Genomic DNA, 20,473 nt, shown 5'->3' with positions numbered 1-20,473 from the left:
GGGGCCCCGCGGTCGGAGGTGGTTCGGCATGAACACCCCCGTGCCCATCCTCATGTACCACGCCGTCTCCACCTCGCCCAACGACGCCACACGTGCCCTGTCCGTCACGCCGGAGGCGTTCGCCGAGCAGATGGCTCTGCTGGACGATCTCGGGTTCACGCCGGTCAGCACCGCCCAGTTGGCGGACAGTTGGCGCTCGGGGAGGCCGCTGCCCGGGCGTCCCGTCCTCGTCACCTTCGACGACGGTTACGAAGGCGTGCACCGGCATGCGTTGCCCGTGCTCGCCAAGCACGGCTTCGCGGCCACGCTGTTCGTGTCGACGGGCTGGCTGCGGGGTTCGTACGACACCGGGGGTGCCCTGGACACGATGCTCGACTGGGACCAGGTGCGCGAACTCGCCGGCGCGGACGTCGAGATCGGCGGCCACAGCCATACGCATCCACAGCTCGACCAGCTCACGGACGAGGCGCTGTGGTTCGAGGTGCTGCGCTGCAAGGAGATCATCGCCGGCGAACTCGGCACCCGCCCCGCCTCGTTCGCGTATCCCTACGGCTACTCCAGCCGCCGGGTGCGCCGCACGGTGCGCGAGGCGGGCTTCGCCCAGTCCCTCGCCGTCGGCAACCGCCTGGCGAACCGCCGCCAGGGCCCGTACGCCCTGCAACGCGTCACCGTGCGCTGCTCCACCCGCATCGAGGAGTTCGAGCGGCTGGTCGAAGGCCAGGCGATCGCCCGCACCTTCGCCAGGGACCATGCCCTCACCAAGGGGTACGCCATGGTCCGCAGAGCACGCCAGATCCGCCGGAAGGCCATCCGTTCCCGTGTCTGACACGACCACAGCCCAGCCCGACACGCCCACGACCGAGGCGCCCGAGAAGCAGTCCGGCCGCCGGCTGCGGCTGCCCGGACTGAGCAGGGGCTCCAAGGGATCCGGAGGCAGCCCGCTGTTCCGGAACGCTTATGCCCTGATGCTCAACACCGGGATCTCCGCCGTGCTCGGCCTCGGCTACTGGCTGGCCGCCGCCCGCTATTACACCGAGGACGCGGTCGGCCAGGGCTCCGCCGCGATCGCCGCGATGAAGCTCCTCGCGGGCCTCACGGCGGTGACGCTGACGGGCGCCCTCGCCCGGTTCATCCCGGTCGCGGGACGTGGCACCGGCCGCCTGATCTTCCGTACGTACGCGGGAAGTTCACTGGTCGTGGCGGTGGCGGCAGGCCTGTTCCTACTGACGCTGGGCCTGTGGGGGCCCTCCTACCGCTTCCTGCACGATCCCCTGCACGCGCTGGTGTTCGTGCTGGCGGTGGTCGCCTGGTCGGTGCTCACCCTCCAGGACGGGGTGCTGACAGGGCTGCGCAGCGCGGTATGGGTGCCGGTGGGCAACACGGTGTTCTCGGCGGTCAAGCTGATGCTGCTGGTGCTGTTCGCCGCCGCGATCCCCACCATGGGCGTGTTCGTGTCCTGGGTCGCGGCCATCGCGGTGTCCGTGCTGCCGCTGGGCTGGCTGGTGTTCCGGCGGCTGGTGCCCCGGCATGTGAAGGCGACCGAGGAGCACGCCGAGCCGCCGACACTGAAGGAGATCGGCCGCTTCCTCGCGGGCGACTACACCGGCTCGCTGTTCTCGCTCGCCGTGGTCTACCTCGTCCCGGTGATCGTCGCCGCGCAGGTCAGCTCCGCCGACAACGCGTATTTCTACATCGCGATCACCATCGGCGGCACCGTCAACCTGCTGGCCATCAACATGGGCGCCTCGCTCACCGTCGAGGGCTCGCACGACCCGGCTCGGCTCGCCGCGAACACCAGGGCCGCGCTGATCCGGATGGCGCGGATCATGCTGCCGGTGGGCGGGGTGCTGTTCTTCGGGGCGCCGTTCGTCCTGGGGGTGTTCGGCCAGGGGTACGCGGACGCGGCGACCCCGTTGCTGCGCTGGTTCGCGGTCGGCGGGGTGCTGCGGGTCGTGATGGAGACTTACTTCGCGGTGCTGCGCGCACAGAGCCGTACCGCCGGACTCGCATGGCTGCAAGGCCTGTTGTGCGTGCTGGTGCTCGGCCTCACGGTGATTCTGCTTCCGACCATGGGCCTCACCGGTGCGGGCGTCGCGGAGGTCGCCGCCCTCGCGGTGATCGTGGCGATCGCCTCGCCCAGGCTGTACCGGATCGTCAGTACGGCGCCGCCCGCCGCCGTGCCCGAGGATGCGCCGCCGGACGGCGACCTGGCGGACCTGGGCGCCCGCGAGGTCCCCGCGTCGGCCACGGGCGGGCCGAAGAAGGGCCGCGGCCCGGCCTGGGCGCAGCGGCTCGACCAGGACACCCTGGCGCTCGGCGTGCACCTCGACTTCGACCACCAGGAGCGGCGGCCTGACGTACGACCCGGGCCGGGGACGCCGCCCACCGGGACTGCGGTGAAGTGGCCCGTCCCACCGGACCAACGCCCGGAGCACGGGCAGGACCACGAACCGGACCACCGGCCGACCTGGGCGCTCAAGGCACCCCTCCAACTCCCCGCGCCTCGCTCCGAGTTGGGCCTGCCCGTCGAGATGGGGGTCCCCCCGCTCGAGCGAAGTCGAGAGTCGGGGAGCGAGCCGGGCAGCGAGGCCTCCCTGGGACCGGCCGAAGCGAAACCCGAAGCCGAAGCAGGGACCAAGTCCGAAGCCACGGCTGAAGCCGAGACCGAGTCCAAGTCCGAAGCCGCCTCCGAAGCAAAGCCCGAGGCCGAGTCGGGGGCCGAGCCAGAGGCCACGTCGGGGGCAGAGTCGGAGGCCGAGGCACCGTCCTCCGGCACCTCCGCGCTCGTACTCCGGGAACGCGGGACCGGTGCGCCGCCCGAACCGCCACCTGCCCCCTCCCCCTCCCCCTACCCGCCTTCTCCGTCCCCGTGGGAGCGGCTGCGCCCCACCCGCGTAGGCGTCGTACTCGGCTGTCTGCTGATCGCCGCGCTCGTCCTGTACTGGGTGCCGGTGTTCGGCCTCGGCGAGCGGGATCTCGACCGGATGGGCGGGCTCGGCCTGATCTCCGTCCTGCCCGTGCCCACGCTGGCCGGGGCCGCCCTGCTGGTCACGGTGTTCGCCTCGCTGCTCTGGCGGAACCGCGAGTACCGAGGGCTGCTCCTGGTCACCCTGCTGGTCACCGTGGTGTCGCTGCACGCGCTGCCCGCGGTGATCGAGACGGAGCCGCGGTTCGCGACGGCCTGGCAGCACCTCGGGTTCCTGGAGTACATCGACCGGACCGGCTCGGCCGTGCCCGACCTGGACGCGCGCTGGAGCTGGCCGGGCTTCTTCGCGGCCGCCGCGTTCGTCGCGAAGGCCTGCGGGGTGAACGACCTCACCGAGGTCATCCGCTGGTGGCCGACGGCCATGCAACTCCTCTACCTGGCCCCGATGTTCCTGCTCGTACGCCACATGCGGGCGAGCTGGCGCGCCAAGTGGACCGGCGTGTGGATCTTCGTGCTCAGCGGCTGGGTGGGCCAGGACTACTTCTCACCGCAGGGCTTCACGTACCTGCTCTACATCGTCTTCGTGGCGATCCTGCTGGTGTGGTTCCGGGCGCCGCGCGTGCTGTGGACCAAGCGGCGGCCCGGCGAGCTGGAGGTCGAGCCGACGGACCGGCGCCAACGGGCCGTGCTGCTCATGGTGTTGATCGGCCTGTTCGCGGCGACCGTCCCGTCCCACCAGCTCACCCCGTTCGTGATGCTCGGCGTCCTCACGATCCTCGTCGTGGTCGGGCGCTCCGAACTGCGCGGACTGCCCATCCTGTTCGCCGTGATGGTCGCCGTCTGGGTGGGCTTCCTCGCCGAGCCGTACTGGCGGGGGCACTTCGACGAGCTGTTCGGCGGGCTCGGCGGCGTCGGCGGCAATGTGTCGTCGTCGGTCTCCGGCCGTATCGAGGGCGGCAGTTCGGTCCACAAACTCGTGCTGTACGCGCGCGTGGCGCTCGCCGGCTCGGTGATGGCCCTCGCCTGCTGGGGCTGGTGGCGTCGACGCGACCACAAGTACCGCGAACGCTCGCTGCTCGTCCTCACCTTCGTGCCGTTCCTGGGCTTCGGCATGCAGTCGTACGGCGGCGAAATGGCGCTGCGGGTCTTCATGTTCGCCCTGCCGGGCGCGGCCCTGCTCGCCGCACTCGCCCTCTTCCCGCGCACCGGGGTCACCGCGAAGGAGCGCGAGCGCGACCAGTTCAGCCTCGCTCCCCTCGCCGCCCTGATGGCGGGCCTCGTCCTGGTCGGCGGCTTCCTGGTGGCCCGCTGGGGCAACGAGCCCTTCGAGCGGGTCCGGCCGGGCGAGATCGCGGCCATGGAGTACGTGTACGAGCACGACAAGCCGACAGCGCGGCTGCTGTGGCTGAGTGACGACCCGGTCAACACCGTGACGCCCGCGATGCCCTGGGGCTCGAGGGACATGGAGCGGGTGGAGTACGTTCCGACGCTCGCGCCGCCCGACCCGGTCCTGGTGTCCGGGCTGGTCAAGTCGCTCAAGGACGCGGGCCCGAACTCGTTCCTCATGATCAACCGCAGCCAGGTGATCTCTCTCCAGATGGACGTGGGCTACTCGGCGAGCTGGGACTCCCGGCTCATCCGCAACCTCGACGAACGCAAGGAACTACGAAAGGTCTTCGTCAACAAGGACGCGACCGTGTACGCGCTGCGCGAGCAGCCGGACAGCAGCGTCCCGAAGGCCGACCCCGGGCCCATCGGTCCTCAGGTGACCTGGACACCATGGTCCGTCGTGGGCGGCCTCGCGGCGATAGCACTGCTCGTGCTGCTGACGACCCGCGAGGTGATCCGGGTGGCCGTCCGGCCGAGCGTGCGGCAACTGCGGTGGCTGCAGAGCAGCTTCTGGTTCTCCCTGCCGCTGCTGGCGGTGCTGCTGGCTTCGCTGGTGCAGCGGTTCTTGACGATGGCGTAGGGAGTTGGGCATAGGGGGCTGGTGCGCGAAGTGGCTCAGCGGGCCAGCCACTTCACCTCGTACGGGCCCAGGTCGAACCGCCGGCCGTCGACCTCGGTACTGATCTTCCGGTCCAGGGTGTTCACCACGAGAACCGCCTTGTCGTCGGCGAGGACCCGTACGTTCGGGGCGCTGCCGGCGGCGATGGACACCTGCTCGTACTCCGTGCCCGGCGGGAACTCCCTGTTGAAGCGGGAGATGAGGTCGAGCATCGGCAGGGGCTTGCCGCCGTCGGCACTGTCGGTGGGCGTCCACAGGCAGCCGGCGCAGTCGGAGCCCTTCTCGTTCTCGGGGTTCCAGTAGAAGGCGGAGGTGGTGCCGCCGCGGGCCATCGCGATCATTCCGGAGGCCTGGACGGCGCCGCGGCGGGCCTCGGACCAGTCGTCCCGCTCGTCGTCGGCGTCGGAGGGTTCGACGTAGTACTCGGCCCACCACAGCGGCAGATCGCCGGTTTGCTCGCGCACCCAGCGGCTGACGGCCGTGAACTTGTCGGCGGCGGCGAACTCGTCGGGCAGCAGCTCGTCGTCCTTGGTGTAGCTGGAGCCGTCCACGACGACGAAGTCCGCGCCCGCCTTGTTCTTGTTCCAGTAGTCGAAGGCGTCGAGGACCCGCTGGTCCATGGCGCCCCACGAGCCCTTCACCGTGGGCGAGGCATCTTCCTTCTGGCGCGGGTCGAGGCTGTCCATCACCAGGTAGGGGCCGCCGACCTGGATGTCTTCGTCGACAGCTTTGAGTGCCTTGTACACCTGGTTGTAGAGCTCGGTGTAGCCCTCGTAGTCCCAGCGGGCCTCGGCGTCGTTCCAGAAGCCCTTGAACTCGTTCCAGACGATGAAGTGGCGTACATCCGGATAGCGCTTGGCAACGGTCGCGGCAAGCGCGGCGTAGTCGTCGAAGTGCTCGGGCCGCGGGGCGGTCTCCAGGGCCTCCTGGCTCCAATTGGTGTTGTCCGTCCCGGACTTGCCGCCCTTCATCCAGTCCGGGGCGCAGCACAGGGTGACCACCGGAGTGCCGCCCGACTCCCGGACGAAGTCGATACGCCGGTCCAGGTCCTCGAAGTCGTAACGCCCCTTGACCGGCTCGGGATTGTCCGCACCCCAGCCCATGATGTGCTGGATCTGCGGCAGCGGCTGCTCACCGAGACGCTCCGCCACCCGCCGCGTGGCGGCGCCGCTGCCCTCGTCGGCGCTGAACTGGGTGTGGGTGAAGCCCCAGCCGACGTCCGGTCCCGCCTCCTGTGGAGGAACAGCGGGCGTGCCGTGCACCTTGTCGCCGTCACGGGTCGTACCGGCGGCGCTCCCGCCGTCCCCGGGCAGCGTGTTGATCAAGGTCAGCACCAGGGCCAGAGCCGCCGCGCCCACACCGAGCAGCGCGGTGAGCCGCCACCGCCGTGCCCCCGAATTCCACCCATGACGTCCCATCAAGGACAACAGTAGTGGCGGGGGTGGCCGGTTGGGATGGGTTCCGGTGCACAGCCTCGTAACAGGACGGAGGGGATACACGGGGAGGTCGGCGCACATCGGACACTCGGGGTCCAACACGGAATCCGCGTGCATGGGACGCGCGCGTGACGGATCATGGCGGCATGTCTGCGAACCCACACGACGCACTGCCGATCCGGCTCAACGTCGACGACAGCGACTCCCCGTCGGACGTCGTCGACGCGCTGTTCCTCGGCCGTTTCGCGACGGGCGAGCAGCCGCACTCGCACGCGGCGAACATCGACCGCGTACGGTCCGGGGCGACGCTGTTGCCACCGGGGGCCACGGTGCTGCGGTCCGCCCGCGACGACGACCGCAGCGCGACGCTCGCCGAGGGCGACGGCTGGACGCTGCTCATCTCGCGCTGGAACCGCGGTGCCGATGTCACGGTCACCGCGACCAGCGAGGAGCTGGCCGCCAAGGTGCTCGGCCAGGCCACGGACGGCGCGGAGGACGAGCCCGAGCCGCAGCCGGAGAACGTGACGATGGGCTTCTGGTACGTCTCGCCGAGGCGCGGACCGCACCGTACGACCCGGCAGATCTCGGCGGGTACGTGGGAAGAGGTCCGCCCGAACTACACGGCACCGGTCGCGGACGCGATGGACCGCCTGATGAAGACGACGCCGGAGGACATCGCGGGCCGTCTGCTCCTGCTGCACGGCCCGCCCGGTACGGGCAAGACGTCGGCGCTGCGCACCCTGGCCCGTTCCTGGCGCGACTGGTGCCAGGTCGACTGCGTGCTCGACCCGGAGCGCCTCTTCTCCGACGTCGGCTATCTGATGGACATCGCGATCGGCGAGGAGGACGGCACGGGCAAGGGCCGCTGGCGGCTGCTGTTGCTGGAGGACTGCGACGAGCTGATCCGCGGCGAGGCCAAGCACACGGCGGGTCAGGCGCTGTCGCGACTGCTCAACCTCACGGACGGCCTGCTCGGCCAGGGCCGCAACGTCCTGGTGGGCGTGACGACGAACGAGGACCTGGAGCGCCTCCACCCCGCAGTCGTCCGCCCCGGCCGCTGCCTGGCCCGTATCGAGGTCGGCCCGCTGACCCACCGCGAGTCGGTGACCTGGCTGGGCACGGAGAAAGGGATCGGCCGCGAAGGCGCCACGCTGGCCGAACTGTACGCCCTGCGCCGGGGCACGTCGCCGACGTCGGTGCCCGGGGCGCGGGAGAGCGCGGACGCGGGGCTGTATCTGTAGGCCACGCTGAGCCTTCCCGGCTGGTGCTTTGATGGGTTTATGACCCTTTTCGTGGGCACGTCCGGCTGGCAGTACAAGGACTGGCGAGGAGTCCTCTACCCGGCCGGACTGCCCACGCGGCTCTGGCTGGAGGAGTACGCGACGCGGTTCGCCACGCTTGAGATCAACAACGCCTTCTACCGGCTGCCGTCGCAGGAGACCTTCGAGTCCTGGCGGGACCGCACCCCGCCGGACTTCGTCATCGCCGTCAAGGCGAGCCGCTTCCTGACCCACATCAAGCGCCTACGGGAGCCCGAGGAACCGGTACACCGCCTGATGACCCATGCCGCCGGCCTCTCCGACCGCCTGGGCCCGATCCTCCTCCAGCTCCCACCCACACTGCGCGCCGACCCGGCCCTCCTCGACACCTGCCTGGCCTGCTTCCCACCCGGCACCCGGGTAGCGGTAGAACCCCGCCACGACTCCTGGTGGACCCCCGAGGTACGCGAGATCCTGGAGTCCCGGCACGCCGCACTCGTCTGGGCCGACGTCCTCTCCCGCCCGGTAACCCCGCTGTGGCGCACCACGGACTGGGGCTACCTGCGCTTCCACGTCGGCCGAGCCCACCACTGGCCCCACTACGGCCGCCAGTCGCTGGCAACCTGGACACACCGCATCGCAGCCACCTGGCCCGACAACCAGCAGATCTACACGTACTTCAACAACGACCCACAGGCAGCAGCGGTCCAGGACGCCCTGCTCTTCGCCCGCCTGGCAAGGGCAGCGGGCCTGACGGTGACGCGAACGCCGCGACAGCTGAGCACCCAGTGAGGAGCGCGCCCAGGGGGCGGGGGGTGACACGTCGCGTCGCGGCTGCGGGTGCGTCGTGGCTGGTCGCGCAGTTCCCCGCGGGGTGCCTCCGGCGGTTGGGCGGGGCGCCTACCGGGTGGGTGGGGTTCCGTTTGTGGGCGACTGCCGGTTCGTTGTGGCTGGTCGCGCAGTTCCCCGCGGGGTGCCTCCGGCGGTTGGGCGGGGCGCCTACCGGGTGGGTGGGGTTCGGTTTGTGGGCGACTGCCGGTTCGTTGTGGCTGGTCGCGCAGTTCCCCGCGCCCCTTGGGTGGGTGGTGGGTGCGGGGCCGCGGGCCGGTGCGTCAGCCCGTCGCCAACAGGGCATACGGCCCTTTGCTGACACAAGGCGCGGGTGGGCCGAGACAGAACCTACGCGACGGGCATACGACGCACCGGCCCACGTCCCCTCCCGCCGGTGGGAGGGCGCGGGTTCGTCGTGGCGCAGGCTTTTGCATTTAGGGGCGCGGGGAACTGCGCGACCAGCCACACTCAACCTGCACCCGACAACGAACCGCCTCCCGCGGAGCGACTACCCCCGGTCCCCGTAAACCGCGCGCAGCGCATCCCGCACTGCGTCAAGGGCCACCCCATCGGCGAGCCCGAGGCGGCGGACGCGCTCGGCATAGGCCCGAGCCGCGGACGCCGCCTCACGCTCAGCCGCCGAACCCGCGGACGCGACAAACGTTCCGTTACGGCCCCGCGTCTCAATCACCCCGTCCGACTCCAACGCCCGATACGCCTTGGCAACCGTGTTCGCAGCGAGTCCCAGCGACTCGGCCAGCCCCCGCACGGTCGGCAGCCGATACCCCACCGGCAGCACACCAGCCCGCGCCTGCTCGGAAATCTGGGCGCGCACCTGCTCATAGGGCGCAACCCCCGCACCGTCATCGATGTCGATCTTCAACGTCACGGATTGATTGTCCCGCACCCCCGCAAAAATCAGAGGCACCCGACAACGCCTCCACGTAGCGTCAACGACATGACAGTGATCGTCCGCGACTTCCGCCCGGCAGACGCCGAGGGCTTCGCCCGGATCCGGCAGCTGGCCCTCCCCTTCATGCTCTGCACGGCCGAGTCCATCGCCTACGACGTCGCGCACGCCCACCCGGACGCCCACTTCCGGCCCCTGGTCGCCGAGGAGGACGGTGAACTCATCGGCACGGCCCAGGTGGGGATCGCGTACGACAGCCCCCAGCCCGGCCAGGGCTACCTGAACGTGTACGTGCACCCGGAGCGGGAGCGCCGAGGCGCGGGCTCCCTGCTCGTGCGCACGGCAGAGGAGCACCTGGCCGCCGTCGGCGCGACAAAGCTCTTCGCCTTCGTCACGGACACCCCCGCGAACCGCGCCTTCGCAGAAAAGCACGGCTATCACGCAAGCCGCTCAGCACAATTTCTCCGCCTCGACCTGGCGCACGCCACGCTGCCGCCCCGCCGCCCCCTCCCGAAGGACGTCCAGCTCCGCACGGGCGCGGACTTCGCGGACGACCCACGCCCCCTGTTCGCCCTGGACGCCGAGACGCTGGCGGACGAACCGAGCGACATCGCGCACGAGTTCACCGACTACGAGGCCTGGCTCCGCGAAACCTGGCACCACCCCCTTCTCAGCCACGAACTCACGTCGGTCGTGGTCGCCGACGGCCGCCCCGCCGCCTTCAGCGCGGCCCGCACCGACGGCGGCACCCGGTACGGCACCGTGATGACCGGCACCGCCCGCGCCCACCGCGGCCGCGGCCTGGCCAAGCTCGCCAAGAACGACTCCCTGCACCGCGCCCGTGCCGCCGGCTACACGGAGGCGTTCACGGGCAACGACGCCGGCAACGGCCCGATGCTCGCCATCAACAAGTGGTTCGGCTACGAGATCTGCGCCACGGAGGTGCACCATGTCCGCGAACTCGGCTGAATCCACCGGGCACTTGGACGTCGTCCTCGTCAAGGGCGGCCGTACGAAAATCCGTTACGCCGCCGAACTGCTCGCCGACGACGGCACTCGGATCACCGTCCGCGCCCCCTGGGCCGGAGACGTCGCCCGCGACTTCGGCTTCGTACGGTTCGAGTCCGGCGACATCTTCACCGAGTACTACTGGCGCGACCGCTGGTACGCGGTGAAGGAGGTCCGCGACTCCACCGGCACCCTCAAAGGCTGGTACACCGACATCACCCGCCCGGCCGTCCTCTCCGGCACCGAACTGGTCGTAGAGGACCTCGATCTGGACCTCTGGCGCTCCGCGGACGGCAGGACCGTACTGCGCCTGGACGAGGACGAATTCGCGGAGAGCGGTCTGCCGGAGACGGACCCCGACGCCGCATCTGCCGCCGTGGCCGCCCTGGACGAACTGGAACTCCTGGCCCGCGAGGGCGACTTCGAGGCGCTCCTCGACTAGGCAGCGCGCCGGCGCACAGCTCAGACCACCGCCACCACCGCAAACCGTTCGTCCTCCACCTCCCGCCCCCACAACAACGCCTCGTCCGACAGCCGCTCCACGCGCACGTCCCGCATCAGCGGCGTCAGCAGTGCGGTCAGCCGGTCGGCGGATATCCCCACCGGGCTCACCGTCCCCCACAAACCCTCTATCAACACGAGCCGTCCGCCGGGACGGAGCAACCCGCGCCAGTGCCGCAGCGCGCGCTCGGGATCGGGCAACGCCCACAGCACATGACGTACGAGCACGACGTCGAACCGCTGCTCTCCGACCGGCGGAGCCGCCGCGTCGCCGACAAGGAAGACCGCGTCACGGCCGGCCAGCTTGGCGCGGGCAAGGTCGACCATGCGGGGCGAGAGGTCGACGCCCGTGACCCGGTGGCGCTGCTCGGAGGCGAGGAGTGACAGACTGCCGGTGCCGCAGCCCAGATCCAGTACGTCGGACGGGGCGCGTGGCAGCCAGCCGCGAAGCCGGGCCGACCAGGCCTCGCGCACGGCGGGGTCGCGCAGGCCGTGGTCCGGTTCGTCGTCGAAGGTGGCGGACTCGGCGTCCCAGTCGACGTCGGCCCATGTATCGCGCTCACCTTTGCTCGTCATGTGCCCAGAGTGACACCCGCCACTGACAGCGCCGGGCCCGAGCGTGACGACCGCCACTGAAGCCGCAGGCCAGAGCGTGACCGCCGCCACAGACAGGGGGCCATCGATGAGTCACGCTCCCGGGAACGGTCTACCCATACAACCGCGCTACCCGGTAGGCCCAAGGAGGCAGTCATGCGTCGTGTGACCCTGCAGAAGCCCCTCAGGAAGTCGGACTCCCGCCGTGTCCGGGAAGAGGCCGACGAACGCGCCGCCGAGCGCCCAGAAGTCCGAAAAGACATCCAACGCACCTGGTGGCCGGACGGCTGACCCGTCCGGCCACCAGGTCTCCAACACCGAAGCGATGAGAACCCTCAGGGCGCCAGCCGCTTGCGGTAGTGGAGCCGGTCGTACGGCCCCTCCACGCGACGCTCCACGAGCTCGTACCCGTATCTGGGATAGAGCTTTTGGTTCTCCCACATCTTCGCGTTCGTGAGGAGCCGGACCTCGGCCAGTCCGAGCGCACGCGCGCGTGCGTCCGCGAATGCGAGCAGCCGCCGCCCGATGCCCTGCCCGTGGGCGTCCGGGTCGACGGCGATGACGTCGAGGTAGAGATGGTCCTCGTGGGCCTCCAGAACCAGGAGGCCCACGATCGGATTCCCGGTGACGTACACCCGCCCCGCCGCGATGTTCGCCGCGTGGTCCGCCTCCATCGGCACGGGTATCAGCCCGATGCGCTCGATGTAGGGCTGGAACGCCGCGTCGATCACGGCCTTCACGGCGTGCTCGTCGCCGGCTTCGGCGAGGCGGATGTCGTCAGTCGTGCCTTCGGTCGTGCCAGGAGTCATACCTGCGGTCATGCCTGAACGCTACGTCGGCGCACGACCAGTTTCTTCAAGAGTGGCCAGCCGGCAGCCATTCGTGCGCACCGTGCGATGTCGCTCGCGGCTCCTGGTCGCCGGCCCGTCACACCCCGGACGAGGCCTCGGTCTTCTCGTCCGAGGTCAGGACTTTCACTTCGGACGTCTCGAGCGACCTGTTGCGGCGGACGGACGAGAGGAAGGATGCCGCGATCAGGAAGACACCGACCAGACCGGTGATGATCTCGCTGATCTGGTACTGGATGGTGATGAGCAGGATCGCGGCGAGGGCACCGATCGCGTAGTGGGCGCCGTGCTCAAGGTAGACGTAGTCGTCGAGGGTGCCCTGGCGGACCAGGTAGACCGTGAGCGACCGGACGTACATGGCGCCGATGCCGAGGCCGAGCGCCATCCAGAAAATGTGGTTGGTGATGGCGAAGGCTCCGATCACACCGTCGAAGGAGAAGGACGCGTCCAGGACCTCGAGGTACAGGAAGAGGAAGAACGCAGCCTTGCCGGCGAGGGCAACCGCTGAGACCGGCTTGCCCTCGGCCTTTGCCTTCTCCTCCTCCTCGTGTTCGTGTTCCTCCTCTTCCTCCAGCCTGTCCTCGAAGTATCCGGAGAGACCGCCGACCACGAGATAGGTGATCAGACCGGCGACTCCGGCGAGCAGTACCGTCGCCGACTTGTCCGCGTGGCCCGTGCTGATGTGCGCGTGGGTGGCGAAGGTCAGCGCCGAGAGCAGCAGCACGATGAGCGCGACGCAGACCGACAGCATGTCGACCTTGCCGAGCTTGGCGAGCGGGCGCTCCAGCCACCCGAGCCACTTGATGTCCCGGTCCTCGAAGATGAAGTCAAGGAAGATCATCAGCAGGAACATGCCGCCGAAGGCCGCGATCGCCGGGTGGGCGTCGGTGACCAGGTCCTCGTACCGGCCTGGTTCCTCGAGGGCGAGCTGCACCGCCTCGATGGGGCCGACTTCGGCACTGATGGCGACGATCACGACCGGGAAGACCAGCCGCATACCGAACACCGCGATCAGAATGCCGATGCTGAGGAAGATCCTCTGCCAGAAGGCATTCATCTTCTTCAGGATTCCGGCATTGACGACCGCGTTGTCGAAGGACAGCGAGATCTCGAGGATCGAAAGGATCAGTACGATCCCGAAGGCCTCCCAGCCCCACTGCCACGCGGCGAAGGCGAGACCGAGCGCCGTGACGGCGAACGACCAGCCGAATGTTCTGAAGATCATCCTTGTCCCATACGGAGAGGGTGGGTACCGAGAGGGGGCAGAGCCCTGGGCTCAGGAAGCCGCGGGCTCGGGAAGCTCCGGAGCAGGGGCCCCGGGCTCAGGAAGCGGCCTTCACAGCGAGGACCGGGCAGCCGACCCCGAGCAGGATCTGCTGCGCGGCGGAGCCCATGATCAGCTTGCCGACCGCGCTCCGGCGCCGGAGCCCGATCACCACCAGGGACACATCGGCCTGCTCCGCCAGTTCGATGATCTCCTCGGCGGCGTCGCCTCCGCCGAGCACCTGGCGGATGTCGAACTCGATCTCCAGCGCGGCCAGGTCCTCACGGACATGGGCCAGATCGGGCTCTTGTGCGAAACGCGGATCCGCGTAGGAGTCACCGCGCGAGGTGTTCACCACCAGCATCTTCTCGCCGCGCAGGCGGGCCTCGTCGATCCCCGCGCGCAGCGCGGCCTCACCCTCGGGCGAGGGTACGTATCCGACCAGTACGGTCATGTCTGCTCTCCCTTCTCTCAGGCACTTCGCTCACGCAGGGGACGTACGACGAACCGCCGGATCAGCGGCCAGGCGAGCACCAGCAGGATCGCCGTGTAGACCACGTAGGACACCGGCCCGCCCATCAGCCCGGACAGTTCGCCGCCGGACAGTTGCAGGGAGCGCCGTCCCTGCAGCTCGGCTCGCGGACCGAGGATGACGCCGACGATCAGCGGCAGCACCGGCAGGCCGAACCGCCGCATCGCGAATCCGAGGAGCCCCAGCGCCAGCAGCACGAACAGGTCCAGGGGTTGTGCGTTGACGGCGTACGCACCCATCGACGCGAAGAACAGGATTCCCGCATACAGATAGGGGCGCGGGATCCGCAGCAGCTTGGCCCAGGCGGGTGCGAGCGGCAGATTCAGCAGGAGCAGCAGCAGATTGCCGACGAACAGGCTGGCGATCAGCACCCAGACGAGGCTCGCCTCGCGCTCGAACAGCAGCGGGCCGGGCTGGATGCCGTACGACTGGAATGCCGCGAGCATGACCGCGGCGGTCGCGTTCGTCGGCAGGCCGAGGGCCAGCATCGGGACCAGGGTGCCCGCCGCGGAGGCGTTGTTCGCCGCCTCCGGACCGGCCACGCCCTCGATCGCGCCCTTGCCGAAATCCTCGGGGTGCTTGGTCAGCCGCTTCTCCGTCGCGTACGACAGGAAGGTCGGGATCTCCGCACCGCCTGCCGGGAGCGCACCGAACGGGAAACCGTACGCCGTGCCCCGCAGCCAGGGCTTCCACGACCGCTTCCAGTCCTTCTTGCCCATCCACGGCCTGCCGACCGGGATGATCTCGGCGGGCCTGCGCCGCAGATGCGCGGCCACCCACAGCGCCTCGCCGACGGCGAAGATACCGACGGCCACGACGACCACGTCGATCCCGTCGGCGAGCTGGGGGACGCCCAGGGTGAGCCGTTGCTGTCCGGACACCCCGTCGATGCCGACCAGGCCGATGGTCAGGCCCAGCAGCAGCGAGACCAGGCCCCGGACGCGTGACGAGCCCAGCACCGACGTGACCGCGATGAAGGAGAGCAGCATCAGGGCGAAGTAGTCCGGCGAACCCAGACTGACCGCGAACTCCACCACGATCGGCGTGACCAGCACCAGCAGCAGCGTGCCGATCGTGCCCGCCACGAAGGAACCGATCGCGGCGGTGGCGAGCGCCTGCGCGGCCCGTCCGGCCTTGGCCATCTTGTTGCCCTCGATGGCCGTCACCACCGAGGACGACTCCCCGGGCGTGTTCAGCAGGATGGAGGTGGTCGAGCCGCCGTACATGCCGCCGTAGAAGATGCCCGCGAACATGATGAACGCCTGCTCCGGCTCCATGCCGTAGGTGATCGGCAGCAGCAGCGCCACCGTCATCGCCGGGCCGATGCCCGGCAGCACACCCACAGCGGTGCCGACGAGGACGCCGATCAGCGCCAGCAGCAGGTTCATCGGATCCATGACGTCCGCGAAGCCCTGCATGAGATTGTTCAGGTTGTCCATCACAGGATTCCTTGCAGCACACCGGCCGGGAGGTTGACGCCGAGCCCGATCGCGAAGGCGTAGAACGTGGTGAGGGACAGCGTCACCGCGATCAGCAGATTGCGGACGTAGTGCCGGTTCCCGAGGGCGAAGGCGGTGCCCCAGAAGAGCAGCGTGCCGCTGATCACCCAGCCGAGCGGTTCGATCAGCACCGCGTTCACCACGAAAGCGGCGATCAGCATCAGTACGGTGCGCCAGTCGCTGCCCGTGGAAAGGTCGACGTCCTCGCCGGCCTCCGGCTCGCCGTGGCCGCCCCGGGCGACGTCGAGCGCGTACAGCACCGCGACCACCAGGAGAAGCACACCCAGGAGCAGCGGCACCGCGCGCGGCCCGACCGGGTCGGTGCTGCTGGTGACCTGCGCTATCCCGAACCCGTCCACGATGACGGCCGTGCCCAGCAGGGCGAGGAACGCGCACACGCCGTACTGTGCGCGGTCCCCACCCCCAGGCGGACGGGTGTCCTCCACCGTCCGTTCGTTCAGCTCGGAGCTCATGCCAGACCGAGCTCTGCCAGCAGGTCGGCGACGGCCTTGTCCTGCTCCTTCAGGTAGGTGCCGAACTCGTCACCTGTGACGAAGGCGTCCGTCCAGCCGCGCTTGGTCAGCTCGTCCTGCCACTGCTGGGAGTCGTGCATCTTGGTCAGGGCGTCGATCCAGGTCTTCTTCTGCTCGTCGGTGATCCCCGGAGGGGCGACGATGCCGCGCCAGTTGGTGAAGACCAGGTCGATCCCGGAGTCCTTGAGGGTGGGGGCGTCCTTCACGGCGTCGATCGGCTTCTCGCTGGTCACCGCCAGCACGCGCACCTGTCCCGCCTCGATCTGGTCGAGGAACTCGCCGAATCCGCTGGCGCCGAAGGCGACCTTGTTGCCGAGGATGGCGGGCAGCAGCTCACCGCCGCCGTCGTACCCGACGTAGTTGACCTTCTTCGGCTCGATGCCGACGGCCTTCGCCAGCTGCATCGGGAGCAGGTGGTCGGGGCCGCCCGGCGAGGAGCCGCCGCCCACGGGCACCTTCTTGGGGTCCTTCTTCCACGCGGTGACCAGGTCGTCGATCGTCTTGTACGGGGAGTCCTTCGACACGACGATCGCGCCGGCCTCCTCGATCAGCCTGGCCAGCGGCGTGGTGTCGGTCAGCCCCGCCTCGGACTTCGAGGTGTACGCGGCACCGACGACGCCCAGCCCCATCTGCATGGCCAGCTTGCCGTTACCCTTCTCGTTCACCAGGCGCTGCAGGCCCACGGTGCCGCCGGCGCCGGGCAGGTTGTACACCTGGATGCCGGACGCCACCTTGGAGTCCTGCATCACCTGGGAGACGGTGCGGGCGGTGACGTCGTAGCCACTGCCCGGAGTGTTGGGCACCATGAGGCGCAGACCTGTGACGGGCTTGTCGGCCGCGCCTGCGCTCTCCGATTCCTTCTTGTCCGCGGTGGCGCCGCAGGCACTGGCAGCGAGCATCGACACGGTGGCAAGAGCACCGAGAAGTGCGGCTCTGCGAGTTCTCATGGCTCATCTCTTTCGCTTGGGCGGGTCCGGCGCCATGATTGTGCGGTTCCTCGGACAGTCCGTCTCCGTTGTGTGAGCATTGAAGGTTGAGTTCATAGTGGTCGTGACGTCCCGCCGCCATACACTCGCCGGTGAGCTGCTGGTATTGCAGCTCGCCGGCGTGGTGGTCGTGCTTGTCGCGGTCGCCGCCGTCTCGCTGTCGCAGTCGAAGGCGACGTTCGACCGGGTCGAGGGCCGCCGGGTGACCGCCCTCGCCGAGGAACTGGCCGGAAACCCACTCATGCGCAGCCAGCTCGTCCGTCCCGCACCCGCCGAGACCCTCGCACCGCTGCTCCAGACCAAGGTGACGCGGGAGAACGTCACCTCCGTCACGGTCGCCGACGCCGGCGGCCGGATCGTCGCGGCCACCAATCCCACGCTGGTGGGGACGCGGCTGCCGGTCGACGGGCCGAGCGTCTCGCGGGCGCGCGGCTGGTCGGGAGAGCTGCCCGTGGACGGGGTCCGCGAGCTGGTGGCCCAGGCCCCGGTGCTCGGTGTGAACACGAAGCCCGTCGGCGAGCATCTCGGCACGGTCATGGTCGGGCGGGCCTCACCGACGGTCTGGCAGCGGCTGAGCGGCGCCTCGTCGTATCTGCTCACCTACCTCGGCATCGCGAGCGTGCTCGGGGTGGCCGGGTCCTGGCTGCTGGCCCGGCGGATCAAGCGTCAGACCCTCGGCCTCGAACCCCGCGAGATCGCCGGTCTCGCCGAGCACCGCGAGGCGATGCTGTTCGGCATCGCCGAGGGCGTGGTCGCGCTCGACCCACAGCTACGGATCACACTGGTCAACGAGGTCGGCCGCAGACTGCTCGAGCTTCCCGAGGACTGCGTCGGAATGAGCCTGGGCGACCTGGGGATCGCGGGCAGGCTGTACGACGTACTGGCCGGGACCGGCGGTGAGCAAGGCGCCGAACACGGCGCGGAACACGCCGCCGAACACGGCACTGAGCGGCGCGACGAGGTGGTCGTACGCCGGGGCCGGGTGCTGGTGATGAACCGGATGGACGTCACCAAGGACGGCCGTCGGCTGGGCTCGGTGACAACCCTGCGGGACCGTACCGAGCTGGCCCAGCTCGAACGCGAACTGGGCTCGTTCCGCAGCAGCACCGAACTACTGCGTGCGCAGGCCCACGAGTTCTCCAACCAGCTGCACACCATCTCCGGACTCATCCAGATCGGCGAGCACGACGAGGTCGTACGCTACGTCCGGGCCCTGCGGAAACACCGTGAGTCGCTCGATCTGACCCTCACCAGCCGGGTCCGCGACCGGGCCGTCGCCGCGCTGCTCATGGCCAAGTCCGCGCTCGCGGCGGAGCGCAAGGTCCGGCTGCGGATCTCGGAGCTCACGGCGCTGGAGAGGCTGGAGCCGATGGACGCCGCGGACGTGGCGACGGTGCTCGGCAATCTCGTCGACAACGCCCTCGACGCGGCTGCGGCCTGGGCCTCGGCCTCGGACCACGAGGACGACGCCTGGGTGGAGGTCGAGCTGCGCCAGGACGCCTCGAGCGTGGAGATCGTGGTACGCGACTCGGGCCCCGGCGTGGCTCCCGAGCTCGCGCAGGAGGTGTTCTCCCACGGCTTCACCACGAAGGCGGCACAGGGCGGCGACCGGGGTATCGGCCTGGCGCTCACCCGGCTGGTCTGCACGCGCAGAGGTGGCGAGGTGTCGGTGGCCAATACAAAGCAGGGCGCCATGTTCACGGCCCGGATGTCCGTGGGGCAGTTGTCCGATCGCGAGACGGAGGAAGTCCGGTGATCGACGTACTGGTTGTCGAGGACGATTTCATGGTGGCGCGGATCCACCGCGGATTCGTCGACGGTGTCGAGGGCTTCCGTGTGGTCGGAACGGTGAACTGCGGGGAGCAGGCGCTCGCCGCCGTCGCCGAGTTGCAGCCCGACCTGGTCCTGCTCGACCTCTATCTGCCCGACATGTTCGGTCTGGATGTCATTCCCCGGCTGCGGACGGCGGGCCATGACTGCGATGTGCTGGTAATCAGCGCTGCCCGCGAGGCAGAGGCCGTCAGGGGCGCCGTCCGCCAAGGCGTGGTCGACTACCTGCTGAAACCGTTCGACGCCGACGACCTCAAGGAGCGACTGGAGCGCTACAGCGCCCGGCGCGGCAACCTGCACGCCGCCGTGGTCAGCGGGCAGGCCGACGTGGACCGGGCACTGGGCCGGGTGACGGCGCCGGCTCGGACACCCACGCTGCCGAAGGGGATGAGCGTGGAGACCGCGGAACTGGTCGAACGCGCACTGCGCACAGCCGAAGGAACCTTGTCCGCGGCCGAGTGCGCGACCCGGGTCGGCATCTCCCGTGTCAGCGCGCGCCGCTACCTCGAGCACCTCGCCGTCACGGACCGGGCCGAGGTGTCGCTGCGCTACGGGCACGCAGGCCGGCCCGAGCGCCGCTACCAGTGGCAGGCCTAGCCGGAGACAGAAGCGCAGGTGGTCGGTTTGGCGTGCGCCGGATCGAGGGCGTTGGCCACCTCGTGATGGGCGATGCGGTCGAAGAGACCGATCGCCACATGCTCGGAGAGGTCGGCCGCGCACAGGTCCTGGAGCAGGACATTGCGTACGTTCGGGCCGTCGAGGAACTGCGAACGGTACGGCGTGACCACCTCGTCGTACTTGGTGGCGATGACCGTGTAGTCGACGCCCGGCACCGTGTCGCCGCCCGCGTTGAGCTTGGCCAGGAAGGCGGATCCGGCCGTCTGCTCGGCGAGGGACGGCGTGGTTTTGGACAGCAGGTCGCCCGCGCCGGGGAAGTACGGCAGCAGGTTGGCGAGGCCGTTCAGGGTGGTCCCGTGGTTGCTGGGCCCGAGGCCGACGAGAGCCTTCACCTTGGCGGCTCCGCCGAGGAACTTCAGGTAGTAGCGGGGCATCAGGCCGCCCTGTGAGTGGCCGACGAGGTCGGTCTCGGCGGCGCCGGTCGCGGTGAGCACCTTGTCGACGAAGGCCTGGAGTTGCTCTGCCGACTTGTCGATCGGGCCGAGGCCGTGAAAGAGGGGGACGCCGGGGAGTTGGCCGTAGTCAAGCGAGAAGACGCAGTAGCCGCGCTTCTTCAGATACGGCGCGAGGGCCAGCCAGTTGTCGACGGAGTTCCCGAAGGTGCCGTGGACGAGGACGACGGGGCGGGGGTGGGCGGCGGAGGGCTTGCAGGAGTAGTTGTTCCAGCCCGAGCTGGGGGCGGCCTTTGCCTGTGCGGTGGCGGCGGGGGTGACGAGGACTGCGGCGGTAAGCAGCAGCGCGGCCAGAGATCTGGCCACTCGCTTCCAGGGCAGCATCGAGTGATCTCCTTGCGGCTCAAGGGAGTTGCGACGACGTACGCCCTGTGATCC

19 protein-coding genes are annotated in these 20,473 nt (G+C 69.6%); 9 read left to right on the top strand and 10 right to left on the bottom strand.

What is annotated here, in order from left to right:
- The first annotated feature begins 28 nt into the window (after positions 1 to 28).
- Positions 29 to 826, top strand: coding sequence for a polysaccharide deacetylase family protein (locus tag ACGFNK_RS30390; protein WP_393421002.1), 798 nt, complete (start codon positions 29 to 31; stop codon positions 824 to 826).
- Positions 819 to 4,895, top strand: a complete 4,077-nt coding sequence (locus tag ACGFNK_RS30385) for a lipopolysaccharide biosynthesis protein (protein WP_393421001.1) — start codon at positions 819 to 821, stop codon at positions 4,893 to 4,895. The genes ACGFNK_RS30390 and ACGFNK_RS30385 overlap by 8 nt, the downstream gene beginning before the upstream one ends.
- 35 nt (positions 4,896 to 4,930) lie before the next feature.
- On the opposite strand, the gene ACGFNK_RS30380 is transcribed toward ACGFNK_RS30385, so the two are convergent.
- Entirely contained in the window at positions 4,931 to 6,352 is a 1,422-nt protein-coding gene (locus ACGFNK_RS30380) for a xylan 1,4-beta-xylosidase (protein WP_393420999.1), read from the bottom strand.
- Positions 6,353 to 6,516: 164 nt separating this feature from the next.
- On the opposite strand from ACGFNK_RS30380, the gene ACGFNK_RS30375 reads away from it, so the two are divergent.
- Both ACGFNK_RS30375 and ACGFNK_RS30370 read left to right on the top strand, forming a co-directional pair.
- Positions 6,517 to 7,611 carry a DUF5925 domain-containing protein gene (locus tag ACGFNK_RS30375; RefSeq protein ID WP_393420997.1) on the top strand — a complete coding sequence of 365 codons (1,095 nt, stop codon included), beginning with the start codon at positions 6,517 to 6,519 and terminating at the stop codon, positions 7,609 to 7,611.
- Between the two features lie 39 nt (positions 7,612 to 7,650).
- Positions 7,651 to 8,421, top strand: coding sequence for a DUF72 domain-containing protein (locus ACGFNK_RS30370; RefSeq protein ID WP_393420995.1), 771 nt, complete (start codon positions 7,651 to 7,653; stop codon positions 8,419 to 8,421).
- Between the two features lie 547 nt (positions 8,422 to 8,968).
- Here the strand turns inward: ACGFNK_RS30370 and ACGFNK_RS30365 are convergent.
- The gene (locus tag ACGFNK_RS30365) at positions 8,969 to 9,349 is read right to left on the bottom strand and encodes a GntR family transcriptional regulator (protein WP_393420993.1); all 381 of its coding nucleotides are present in this window, start codon (positions 9,347 to 9,349) and stop codon (positions 8,969 to 8,971) included.
- 69 nt (positions 9,350 to 9,418) lie between these two features.
- Between ACGFNK_RS30365 and ACGFNK_RS30360 the strand changes: the two genes are divergently transcribed.
- Entirely contained in the window at positions 9,419 to 10,339 is a 921-nt protein-coding gene (locus tag ACGFNK_RS30360; RefSeq protein ID WP_393420991.1) for a GNAT family N-acetyltransferase, read from the top strand.
- Complete coding sequence (locus tag ACGFNK_RS30355; protein ID WP_393420989.1) at positions 10,320 to 10,820, top strand: DUF402 domain-containing protein; 501 nt, start codon at positions 10,320 to 10,322, stop codon at positions 10,818 to 10,820. The genes ACGFNK_RS30360 and ACGFNK_RS30355 overlap by 20 nt, the downstream gene beginning before the upstream one ends.
- Before the next feature lie 20 nt (positions 10,821 to 10,840).
- Here ACGFNK_RS30355 and ACGFNK_RS30350 read toward each other — a convergent pair whose 3' ends face one another.
- On the bottom strand, positions 10,841 to 11,455 hold the full coding sequence (locus ACGFNK_RS30350) for a class I SAM-dependent methyltransferase (protein ID WP_393420987.1): 615 nt from the start codon (positions 11,453 to 11,455) through the stop codon (positions 10,841 to 10,843).
- Between the two features lie 174 nt (positions 11,456 to 11,629).
- On the opposite strand from ACGFNK_RS30350, the gene ACGFNK_RS30345 reads away from it, so the two are divergent.
- A complete protein-coding gene (locus ACGFNK_RS30345; RefSeq protein ID WP_386344231.1) occupies positions 11,630 to 11,764 on the top strand; it encodes a hypothetical protein in 135 nt (44 codons plus the stop codon).
- A gap of 44 nt (positions 11,765 to 11,808) precedes the next feature.
- On the opposite strand, the gene ACGFNK_RS30340 is transcribed toward ACGFNK_RS30345, so the two are convergent.
- The 6 genes from ACGFNK_RS30340 to ACGFNK_RS30315 form a co-directional block, all read right to left on the bottom strand.
- Positions 11,809 to 12,294 (bottom strand): GNAT family N-acetyltransferase, encoded by a 486-nt coding sequence (locus tag ACGFNK_RS30340; RefSeq protein WP_393420985.1) that lies wholly within the window; start codon positions 12,292 to 12,294, stop codon positions 11,809 to 11,811.
- A 106-nt stretch (positions 12,295 to 12,400) separates the two neighbouring features.
- A complete protein-coding gene (locus ACGFNK_RS30335) occupies positions 12,401 to 13,546 on the bottom strand; it encodes a DUF475 domain-containing protein (protein ID WP_393420983.1) in 1,146 nt (381 codons plus the stop codon).
- Positions 13,547 to 13,643: 97 nt separating this feature from the next.
- A complete protein-coding gene (locus tag ACGFNK_RS30330; RefSeq protein WP_386344225.1) occupies positions 13,644 to 14,039 on the bottom strand; it encodes a universal stress protein in 396 nt (131 codons plus the stop codon).
- Positions 14,040 to 14,056: 17 nt separating this feature from the next.
- Positions 14,057 to 15,556, bottom strand: a complete 1,500-nt coding sequence (locus ACGFNK_RS30325; RefSeq protein ID WP_393420981.1) for a tripartite tricarboxylate transporter permease — start codon at positions 15,554 to 15,556, stop codon at positions 14,057 to 14,059.
- Complete coding sequence (locus tag ACGFNK_RS30320) at positions 15,556 to 16,089, bottom strand: tripartite tricarboxylate transporter TctB family protein (RefSeq protein WP_386344222.1); 534 nt, start codon at positions 16,087 to 16,089, stop codon at positions 15,556 to 15,558. The genes ACGFNK_RS30325 and ACGFNK_RS30320 overlap by 1 nt, the downstream gene beginning before the upstream one ends.
- Positions 16,086 to 17,096 carry a Bug family tripartite tricarboxylate transporter substrate binding protein gene (locus ACGFNK_RS30315; RefSeq protein ID WP_393420979.1) on the bottom strand — a complete coding sequence of 337 codons (1,011 nt, stop codon included), beginning with the start codon at positions 17,094 to 17,096 and terminating at the stop codon, positions 16,086 to 16,088. The genes ACGFNK_RS30320 and ACGFNK_RS30315 overlap by 4 nt, the downstream gene beginning before the upstream one ends.
- Positions 17,097 to 17,193: 97 nt before the next feature.
- Here ACGFNK_RS30315 and ACGFNK_RS30310 point away from each other — a divergent pair, with 97 nt between their 5' ends.
- Together ACGFNK_RS30310 and ACGFNK_RS30305 are read left to right on the top strand one after the other, a co-directional pair.
- Positions 17,194 to 18,891 (top strand): ATP-binding protein, encoded by a 1,698-nt coding sequence (locus ACGFNK_RS30310; RefSeq protein ID WP_393420977.1) that lies wholly within the window; start codon positions 17,194 to 17,196, stop codon positions 18,889 to 18,891.
- Positions 18,888 to 19,562 carry a response regulator gene (locus tag ACGFNK_RS30305; protein WP_388675649.1) on the top strand — a complete coding sequence of 225 codons (675 nt, stop codon included), beginning with the start codon at positions 18,888 to 18,890 and terminating at the stop codon, positions 19,560 to 19,562. Before ACGFNK_RS30310 ends, ACGFNK_RS30305 begins: the two co-directional genes overlap by 4 nt.
- Here the strand turns inward: ACGFNK_RS30305 and ACGFNK_RS30300 are convergent.
- Entirely contained in the window at positions 19,559 to 20,419 is an 861-nt protein-coding gene (locus ACGFNK_RS30300) for an esterase/lipase family protein (protein WP_393420975.1), read from the bottom strand. The genes ACGFNK_RS30305 and ACGFNK_RS30300 overlap by 4 nt on opposite strands.
- Positions 20,420 to 20,473: the final 54 nt, after the last annotated feature.

The organism is Streptomyces sp. NPDC048825 (assembly GCF_043198355.1).
Taxonomy (GTDB): domain Bacteria; phylum Actinomycetota; class Actinomycetes; order Streptomycetales; family Streptomycetaceae; genus Streptomyces; species Streptomyces xiangluensis.
The sequence above is the reverse complement of the archived record's forward strand: the minus strand, read 5'-3'. Positions and strand labels throughout refer to the sequence as shown.

Coding starts and splice junctions, on each gene's coding strand:
- ACGFNK_RS30390 (WP_393421002.1), top strand. CDS start 29: ATGAACACCCCCGTGCCCATCCTCATGTACCACGCCGTCTCCACCTCG.
- ACGFNK_RS30380 (WP_393420999.1), bottom strand. CDS start 6,352: ATGGGACGTCATGGGTGGAATTCGGGGGCACGGCGGTGGCGGCTCACC.
- ACGFNK_RS30375 (WP_393420997.1), top strand. CDS start 6,517: ATGTCTGCGAACCCACACGACGCACTGCCGATCCGGCTCAACGTCGAC.
- ACGFNK_RS30370 (WP_393420995.1), top strand. CDS start 7,651: ATGACCCTTTTCGTGGGCACGTCCGGCTGGCAGTACAAGGACTGGCGA.
- ACGFNK_RS30360 (WP_393420991.1), top strand. CDS start 9,419: ATGACAGTGATCGTCCGCGACTTCCGCCCGGCAGACGCCGAGGGCTTC.
- ACGFNK_RS30355 (WP_393420989.1), top strand. CDS start 10,320: ATGTCCGCGAACTCGGCTGAATCCACCGGGCACTTGGACGTCGTCCTC.
- ACGFNK_RS30350 (WP_393420987.1), bottom strand. CDS start 11,455: ATGACGAGCAAAGGTGAGCGCGATACATGGGCCGACGTCGACTGGGAC.
- ACGFNK_RS30345 (WP_386344231.1), top strand. CDS start 11,630: ATGCGTCGTGTGACCCTGCAGAAGCCCCTCAGGAAGTCGGACTCCCGC.
- ACGFNK_RS30340 (WP_393420985.1), bottom strand. CDS start 12,294: ATGACCGCAGGTATGACTCCTGGCACGACCGAAGGCACGACTGACGAC.
- ACGFNK_RS30335 (WP_393420983.1), bottom strand. CDS start 13,546: ATGATCTTCAGAACATTCGGCTGGTCGTTCGCCGTCACGGCGCTCGGT.
- ACGFNK_RS30330 (WP_386344225.1), bottom strand. CDS start 14,039: ATGACCGTACTGGTCGGATACGTACCCTCGCCCGAGGGTGAGGCCGCG.
- ACGFNK_RS30325 (WP_393420981.1), bottom strand. CDS start 15,556: ATGGACAACCTGAACAATCTCATGCAGGGCTTCGCGGACGTCATGGAT.
- ACGFNK_RS30320 (WP_386344222.1), bottom strand. CDS start 16,089: ATGAGCTCCGAGCTGAACGAACGGACGGTGGAGGACACCCGTCCGCCT.
- ACGFNK_RS30315 (WP_393420979.1), bottom strand. CDS start 17,096: ATGAGAACTCGCAGAGCCGCACTTCTCGGTGCTCTTGCCACCGTGTCG.
- ACGFNK_RS30300 (WP_393420975.1), bottom strand. CDS start 20,419: ATGCTGCCCTGGAAGCGAGTGGCCAGATCTCTGGCCGCGCTGCTGCTT.